The sequence below is a fragment of the Ginsengibacter sp. genome, assembly GCF_057362405.1.
Genome location: NZ_JBMQQG010000036.1, coordinates 1 through 8,291, shown reverse-complemented (window position 1 = coordinate 8,291; position 8,291 = coordinate 1). Strand labels below are relative to the sequence as shown.

Below are 8,291 nucleotides of genomic sequence, written 5' to 3'. Positions count from 1 at the left end.
TTACATCCCTGGCATGGCGCCCACTATGGAGTGGAAGCTCCGCACCTGGTAAATGCCCTTATCGAAATACCGGAAGGCTCTAAATCAAAATATGAAATTGATAAAAAAACCGGGTTGCTAAAATTAGACCGTGTAATATATTCGTCATTCCACTATCCCGTTAATTATGGATTCATTCCGCAAACGCTTGGACAGGATGAGGATCCATTGGACATTTTGGTGATGTGTTCAGAATCCATACAACCGTTATGTTTGGTAGAGGCTTATGTTATAGGGAATATGCAAATGATAGACGGCGGTTTAATCGATGACAAAATTATAGCCGTTGCTGCAAAAGATCCCGGTGTTAATTACATAAAGACTATGTATGATGTACCGCAACATTTTATAAAAGTGCTAAAAAATTATTTTGAGCAATATAAAGTTTTGGAAAATAAAAAAGTGGAGATTAATGATTTTCAAACTAAGGAAAAAGCTTACGAAATTATAAATGAAGCGATAGAATTCTACAAACAAAAATTCCCTGGATAGTCTCTTAAACCTCACAGGTTCTGGAAACCGGTGAGGTTTTAAAAATATCTCTTTATTATCCGCAGCTTATGAGTGCGCTGTTTCGTTTCAAGATTTAAAATTCCCTGCGTATCAATTTTATCAATTCGTACTTTGCCTGATGAATGTATAATTTCATGCTCATTAAGTAAAATGCCCACGTGAATGATATTACCGGCTTCGTTATCAAAAAAAGCGAGGTCGCCACAATGGGCTTCCTGTAGAAAATTTGTCACTGAGCCTTCTTCAGCCTGTTGCCATGCATCCCTTGGCAGCGGTACATTTAAGAATTTATAGGTCATTTGAGCAAAGCCACTGCAATCAATTCCAAACACTGATTTTCCACCCCATAAATAAGAAGTATTTAAGAATCTGAAAGCGACCTGTTTAATAATTTTATTGGTGATTTTCACTTCCTCGGGATTCCATATTTCACCTTTAAAATGAACTGTATTTTTTCTCCAGAAAGCTTTCCCGTTTTTGAAAGCAGATAATGAACTTCCCAAAGGAACAAACATACGGTGCCCGTTATAGTCAACTTCGTTTACCCAACCTGCGGTGAGGTCCTTGTCAATATTCGTATAGTGCTCTTCATCAATTTCAGTTAAATGGCTCAATTGACACCATCCTTCATAACCATCATATTTTAACGAAATTTTTACCCATCCGCCGGTCATCGGGTCATCAATACCTGTTTCAATAATAACAGATTTTTCTCCAAACAATTGCTGTGAAACCATTTCTGATTTATGGGAAGGTTCTGCTCTCAACGGGCTTACGGGAACGCAACAAACAGTGTATTGCATACAGTTTACAAAATGTTTATTTCAGGTGTAAATTATGGAATTTATTTATGTTTACATCTTAATAAGAAAAACACATAGCAGCTTTGAAGTCACGAACCTACAACGATACAGAAGATAGTGAACTGCTGCAAAATTTTTATAAAGACCATGATAATAAATGGCTTGGAATTTTGCTTCCCCGCTATACTATTTTGTTGCTGGGTGTATGCATGAAATACCTAAAAAATGAGGAAGATGCTAAAGACTGTGTGCAGCAGATTTTTATAAAAATTATTAATGAGCTTCATAAATACAAGGTAGACTACTTTAAGAGTTGGATTTACATGATCGCCAAAAATCATTGCCTGATGAAGTTGCGGGAAAAAGGAAAATTTACTGCAGAGCTCAACGAAAAAATGGCGAGTATTCCGGATGAAACCGATGAGAAAATTTCGTTGATGGAAAAAGATGTTCTTTTAAATAAAATGATGGATGCAATTGAACGGCTAAATACAGAACAAAAGGAATGCGTAAGTTTGTTCTACCTGCAAAAAAAGTCTTACGCTGAAATTGTTGGTATAACCGGATTTACCATGTTGCAGGTAAAAAGCTATATTCAAAATGGCAAAAGAAATCTAAAATTAATTATCGACAACAATTAGTTAAAAGCAAATCATGAAAACAAAAATCGTACATCGCACTTCGTAAATTGTACCTAATGGATGATGAATTATTAAACATATTATCAAATAGCAATAAAGATATCGATAACCAGAAGCTAATGGATTATCTGAGTGATAAATTGTCAAAGGAAGATAAGCATGAATTTGAAAAAAATATGGCAGATTCGGAGATGCTAAGTGATACCGTTGAGGGACTTGAAAAATTCAAAAATAAAAAAGATGTTTTGGCATTAGTGGAACAACTCAATGCCAACCTGAAGAAACAACTTTATAAGAAGAAGGAAAAGAAATTAAAGAGAGAAATTAAAAATCTGAACGGGTTATATTTTACAATTGCAATTATTCTTATAATTATTTTGATTGGGTTTCTTATAATAAAAAAACATTTGGAGAATGAGCAGCCTCCAACAAAAGTCCCCGCTCCGAAAGAATCGGCAAGTATCCTAAAATAGCAGCAGGAAGTCTTTTAAGAAAATAGCATCTGGACATTGCGACTAATTAAGTATTTATACAATAGAAACCTCCAGAATAAATATTATGCAAAAGCTGCAGCTTAAATCTCCCGCACCTCTAATGAAGTTTATTGTTGAAAACCGGCTTTGATTTTTCATTATCAAACCAAGTGTACATAAAAAAATCCCCGGAAATTCCGGGGACAGTTGATCCAAAAAATAATGTTCTGCTTCTGCTTACACTTTAAACTATTTCTTCATCGAGTCTTTCATCATCATGTGATCCATCGGTATCATCTTTCCCTTGTCATCCATCATCATGCCATCCTTGTCAATAGTCATACCTTCAGTCATCATCATTTTTTCACCATTTTTCATTACAACTTCTCCGCTTGGCATTACTTTGCAACTGTCGGTACATGTCATTGTCTGATCCATCAAAACCCATTTCCCACCATTCATAACCATCATTTTTCCATCTTTCATAGTCATAGTTCCTTCAGCAACAGTCGACATCATCGAAGACGACATGGAACCCATAGAGTCCGAACTCATTTTCTTGTCAGTCATTGAAGAATCTGCCGTGGATTCTGTGTTTGAGGAGCCGCTGTTGCAGGATGTAGCAAAGGCTGCGATAGCTACGATAGCAATTAATTTTTTCATTAGATTTTACTTTAAGGTTTTAAAATTTAATTAGTTTAAGGTATGTTTTTTTCTACACAAAAAAAAGCATTTACTTCTTCCTAAAAAAAATTCGAATGGGTATCCCGGTAAAATTAAAATGTTCCCGTAGCTGATTTTCAAGATAATTTTTATAAGGCGTTTTTACATCTTCGGGATAATTACAAAAAAATGCAAATGAAGGAACAACCGTTGGCAATTGGGTCACATATTTTATTTTCAAGGGATGGCCTCTTATAACCGGTGCATGATAAGCTTCGGTAGCTTTCAACATCACATCATTTAATTTGGAAGTGGCTATTTTTTGCTGCCTGTTCTCATAAACTTTAATGGCAGCTTCCATCGATTGGAGTATACGCAGTTTTTCCGTGGCCGATATAAACATGATGGGTACATCTTTAAAGGGAGCCAATTTTTGTTTTAATAATTTTTCATAATCACGGGCGGTATTGGTTTCTTTTTCTACTGCATCCCATTTGTTAACCAGTATCACGATTCCTTTGCCTTTTTTTACACACAAAGAAAAAATATTAAGATCCTGGGCAGTAATTCCATTTTTTGCATCCAGTACAATTAAACATACATCGGCTTCGTCTACGGCTTTAACGGCACGTATTACAGAATAAAATTCCAGGTCCTCATTCACTTTTGTTTTACGTCGTATGCCTGCCGTATCTATTAGAATAAATTCTTTATTAAAAAGATTATAAGTTGTATGAATGGAATCCCTTGTAGTTCCAGCTATATTACTTACAATTGTGCGCTCCTTACCGGTTAAGGCGTTTAGTAAAGATGATTTACCAACGTTAGGTTGTCCGATGATCGCAAATTTTGGCACCTCGGATTTCTCATCCTCTTTCTCGGCAGGAATCGCAGCGCAAACCTCGTCGAGCAATTCACCCGTCCCTGTACCGCTTATTGAAGAAACAAAAAATATATTCTTGAAGCCAAGACTATAAAATTCTGAAGCTTCCAGCATGCGGGCATGATTGTCAACTTTGTTGACAACCAAATAAACCGGCTTTGGCGATTTGCGCAGCAATTCAGCCATTTCCTGGTCGAGGTTGGTAATGCCTGTTGTAACATCAACCATAAAAATAATTGCATTGGCTTCTTCCATCGCAATATGCACCTGCTTACGAATTTCCCTTTCAAACACATCATCACTGTGCGCCACAAAACCACCGGTATCTATCACATTGAACGTTTTACCGATCCATTCCGCAACGCCGTATTGCCTGTCGCGGGTAACGCCGCTAACGTCGTCTACTATCGCTTTGCGCTGCTCCAGCAATCGATTAAAAAAAGTACTCTTACCCACATTAGGCCTTCCCGTTATCGCAATTGTGTATGACATTAAAATGTTATTGAAAATAATTTTTAGAAAATAATTTTTTGTTTACCGGCAATAGTTCTCTGGGCAACTTCGTTGTGTCACTCCCTTGTACTGTTGGTTCTTTGGGCATCTTTTTTTATATCACAAAGGCTATAAAACAAAACGCAAAGTTCGCAAAGTTTTTTCTTAGCGCCCTTTGCGACATCATCGCGTTCTTTGCGATACTTTAACCTCAAAGGTATCGTTTATGAAATTTGCACAGATGCTTTTAGCTTTTTAATATCTTCAAAGAAGCCCGGATATGACTTCTTTACCGCGTCCGCTTCATGAATAATAGTCTGTCCTTTTGCTCCCAAAGCCGCCACAGCACAAGCCATGGCAATTCGGTGATCGTTATGTGAAGAAACTTTTGCTCCCTTAATTTGATTGCCACCTTTAATTAACATTAAATCGTCGTTAATTACTATTTCCACTTTCATCTTTGCAAATTCCGACTGCAGTGTTTTAGCCCGGTCACTTTCTTTATGTGCCAGCCTGTTCACGCCTTTAATTACAGAAGTTCCCTTGCAATAAGCCGCCAACGCCACTAACGGTGGAAACAAATCGGGGGAATGCGTCGCATCAAAATCAAATGACTCCAGTTTATTCCTTGTAACCGTAATTTCTTTTTTATTGATCCGCATTTGAGCGCCGCATGATTCCAAAGCGTTTATTACTCTCTTGTCACCCTGAGCGGAATTCGTGTCGGCGTTTTTTACAGTTACTTCCCCCGTAACTGCGCCGGCAACTAACAGGAAAGCAATATTGCTCCAATCACCTTCCACCGTATATTTTATACTATGGTTATTTACGGTTTTAACGGGAAGTATATCAAATCTTTCGTATCGGTCATTTTCTACTTTAAAACCAAAATGATCCAAAATACCAAGCGTAAGATCAATGTAAGGTTTGCTGGTAAGATTATTTACCCTAATACTAACGGGTACCGTACACGCTTTTGCGTAAGCCATCAATAAGCCCGTTAAAAACTGTGAGCTTAAAGATCCGTCAACTGTAATATTTTTAGGCCTTAAAGGGCCATTCAACACAATCGGTATTTTTCCATTATTTGTTCGTACCTCCACACCTAACTGCGGAAATACATCCTCAAAAAAATCCACCGGCCTTTTTAAGATACTCCCTTCACCTGTAAAGGTGATTTCATGTTTAAATAATGCCGCAAGCGGTGTAAACATCCGTAGCGACAAGCCACTCTCTCCCACGGAAATGATCGAATGTTTGCCGGGATAAGTTGACGAAAAAATGTGATTATTGGAAGTGATGATAACTTGTTTACGAACGGTCTCAACCGTAGCGCCCAGTTTTTGAACAATATTTTTTGCAGCCTGTTCATCGTTGCTGGTACCTGCATTATCTATTATGGTTGTTCCATTATTAATAAGCGCTGCCGCACATGCTCTTTGCATACAACTCTTTGATGGCGGAGCCTGCAGGCTTCCTTTAACTATTGACGGAGAAACGGTAACTATCACTATATACTATTGAAAATGTTATGTAACTGATCGAGCGGCATTGCCTTAATCGATGCAGAGCCTATGGTATCAAGAACAACAAAACTCATGCTGTTGCCTGATTTCTTTTTATCATGTAATAATATTTCCCAGGTTTGTTGTTTATCGGCTGTAAAGGAAACAGGAAGTTCATATTTCACCAGGAGATCCGAAATTCTTTTTGTATCTGCAGTGTCAAAATCATTTATAGCTTCCGAAATCCGACAAGCTGCCATCATGCCGATGCTTATTGCATGACCATGCGGCAAACCACTTGTGTTCTCAATTGCATGCCCGATCGTATGTCCAAAATTGAGCAACTTCCTTTCGCCGGTTTCCTTTTCATCGTTGGCAACTACATTATATTTGATCTCCACGTTTCTTCTAATTATTGCCGCAGTATTTTCCAGCGACGCCTGGAACCTCATGATAGAATGCTGTTCAAGAAACTGAAACATTTCACCGTCCTTTATACAGGCGTGTTTTATTATTTCGGCAAAGCCATTCACCCATTCTCCGTCGGGCAAGGTTTCTAAAAAAGAATAATCGTACAATAAAAATTCAGGGTGATTGATTACGCCAACTAAATTTTTATAAACACCTACGTCAATGCCGTTCTTGCCGCCAATACTTGCATCCACCATAGCTAAGATACTGGTAGGCACAAACGCAAATTTTACTCCACGCATATAAATAGACGCCACAAACCCTGCAATGTCCGTTATAACACCGCCGCCAATTCCAACAATAAAAGTTTGCCGGTCCGCATGTAAACCGATCAACTGATTAATTATTGAATCTACCGTTTGCTGGTTTTTAAACTGCTCTCCCGCTTTTATTACGATACTTTGCCAACCGGAAAATTTTTCAGGATGGGCACCAAACACATTTTCATCAGTGATAAAAATGGTTTTATCTTTTTGAAGTTTGGCTTCAATTAAAGAAAATGCCGCGTCAAAAAAAACATCTATTTTTTTACCCGAAAATTTATATTGCTGAGGCAATATTTCATTACTAATCATTCATTACTTTATTCTGGTGATTGATACTTTCCAGGTGAACAGCATCAAAATATTTGGTGATAAATTCCTGGCTCAATCCCAACTTTTCCCCTTTCTTAAATGCCTTGGCCAGGATATCGTTCCAGCGGTTGGTTTGCAGAATGGTAATATTATTTTCCTTTTTATACTTCCCGATTTTATCGGCAATCTTCATGCGTTGCCCAATCAGTTGCAGCAATTCATCATCTATATGATTGATCTGTTCTCTTAGTTTAGCCAGGGCCGTTAGAAACTCTTTTTCATCTGTATTTTCTGATCTCCATATTAATTCGCCCAACATCTCAGACAAACGCTCCGGGGTTATTTGCTGTTTTGCGTCGCTCCATGCGTTATCCGGATCAATGTGGCTTTCAATCATCAAACCATTAAAATCAAGATCGATACTTTTTTGAGCCACTGATTGCAACATGGTTCTGTTACCACAAATATGTGAAGGATCGCAGATCAATAACATTTCAGGAAACCGGCGTTTCATTTCGATTGGCAAATGCCACATGGGCGCATTACGAAATTCCGTATTACCATAATTTGAAAAGCCGCGATGGATCATTCCCACTTGTTTAACGCCCACCTTTTGTAAACGTTCAATTCCACCACACCATAATTCAAGATCGGGGTTGATAGGATTTTTTATGAGCACAGGAACATCTACACCACGCAATGCATCGCAAACTTCCTGAACGCTAAACGGGTTAACAGTCGTCCTTGCACCTATCCATAACATGTCAACATCAAAATGCAAAGCATCCTCAACATGCTTGGCAGTTGCTACTTCAACTGTAATAGGAAGGCCGGTAATTTTTTTAGCCTGTGCCATCCACGGCAGTCCTTTCATTCCAATACCTTCAAACATTCCGGGCTTGGTACGTGGCTTCCAAATACCTGCACGAAGGATATCTACCTTACCTGTTTTAGCCAGTCGTGTAGCGGTTTCCAGTACTTGCTCTTCTGTTTCTGCGCTGCAGGGCCCGCTTATAATTAAAGGACGCTTTGTCCATTTTTCCTGCATTAAATCTTTCATTGTTGTTGTTTGTGTTTGCATTGTAAATTTATTTTAATAATACTAATGTGCCAGTCCTATTTTTTCCAATTATCTAAACTCATTTCAAATTTTATTTCGCCTTTACCATGTGTACCAACTTCTTTCCATCCATGCATTCTGTAAAATATTTCAGCCCTTGTATTAGGTAATGT

Annotated in this window: 9 protein-coding genes; 3 read left to right on the top strand and 6 right to left on the bottom strand. The window is 38.0% G+C overall.

From position 1 onward, the window contains the following. On the top strand, positions 1–531 hold a 531-nt coding region (locus ACO1O5_RS02630), incomplete at its 5' end, for an inorganic diphosphatase (RefSeq protein ID WP_486268190.1). A gap of 38 nt (positions 532–569) precedes the next feature. Here ACO1O5_RS02630 and ACO1O5_RS02625 read toward each other — a convergent pair. Further along, positions 570–1,355 (bottom strand): C40 family peptidase, encoded by a 786-nt coding sequence (locus ACO1O5_RS02625; RefSeq protein ID WP_486268188.1) that lies wholly within the window; start codon positions 1,353–1,355, stop codon positions 570–572. A gap of 83 nt (positions 1,356–1,438) precedes the next feature. On the opposite strand from ACO1O5_RS02625, the gene ACO1O5_RS02620 reads away from it, so the two are divergent. Further along, positions 1,439–1,996, top strand: a complete 558-nt coding sequence (locus ACO1O5_RS02620; RefSeq protein WP_486268186.1) for an RNA polymerase sigma factor — start codon at positions 1,439–1,441, stop codon at positions 1,994–1,996. 56 nt (positions 1,997–2,052) lie between these two features. After that, on the top strand, positions 2,053–2,469 hold the full coding sequence (locus ACO1O5_RS02615; RefSeq protein ID WP_486268184.1) for a hypothetical protein: 417 nt from the start codon (positions 2,053–2,055) through the stop codon (positions 2,467–2,469). 249 nt (positions 2,470–2,718) lie between these two features. Here the strand turns inward: ACO1O5_RS02615 and ACO1O5_RS02610 are convergent, their stop codons facing one another. The 5 genes from ACO1O5_RS02610 to ACO1O5_RS02590 all read right to left on the bottom strand — a co-directional run bounded on the left by ACO1O5_RS02610 (position 2,719) and on the right by ACO1O5_RS02590 (position 8,139). Continuing rightward, the gene (locus tag ACO1O5_RS02610) at positions 2,719–3,132 is read right to left on the bottom strand and encodes a DUF6799 domain-containing protein (RefSeq protein ID WP_486268182.1); all 414 of its coding nucleotides are present in this window, start codon (positions 3,130–3,132) and stop codon (positions 2,719–2,721) included. Positions 3,133–3,202: 70 nt separating this feature from the next. After that, positions 3,203–4,507, bottom strand: coding sequence for a ribosome biogenesis GTPase Der (der, locus tag ACO1O5_RS02605; protein WP_486268180.1), 1,305 nt, complete (start codon positions 4,505–4,507; stop codon positions 3,203–3,205). Positions 4,508–4,731: 224 nt separating this feature from the next. Then, positions 4,732–6,018, bottom strand: a complete 1,287-nt coding sequence (gene aroA, locus ACO1O5_RS02600) for a 3-phosphoshikimate 1-carboxyvinyltransferase (protein ID WP_486268178.1) — start codon at positions 6,016–6,018, stop codon at positions 4,732–4,734. Next, positions 6,018–7,058: a 3-dehydroquinate synthase gene (gene aroB / locus ACO1O5_RS02595; protein ID WP_486268176.1), complete on the bottom strand. Its 1,041-nt coding sequence runs from the start codon at positions 7,056–7,058 to the stop codon at positions 6,018–6,020. The genes aroA and aroB overlap by 1 nt, the downstream gene beginning before the upstream one ends. Continuing rightward, positions 7,051–8,139, bottom strand: coding sequence for a chorismate mutase (locus tag ACO1O5_RS02590; RefSeq protein WP_486268174.1), 1,089 nt, complete (start codon positions 8,137–8,139; stop codon positions 7,051–7,053). The genes aroB and ACO1O5_RS02590 overlap by 8 nt, the downstream gene beginning before the upstream one ends. Between the last annotated feature and the right edge of the window lie 152 nt (positions 8,140–8,291).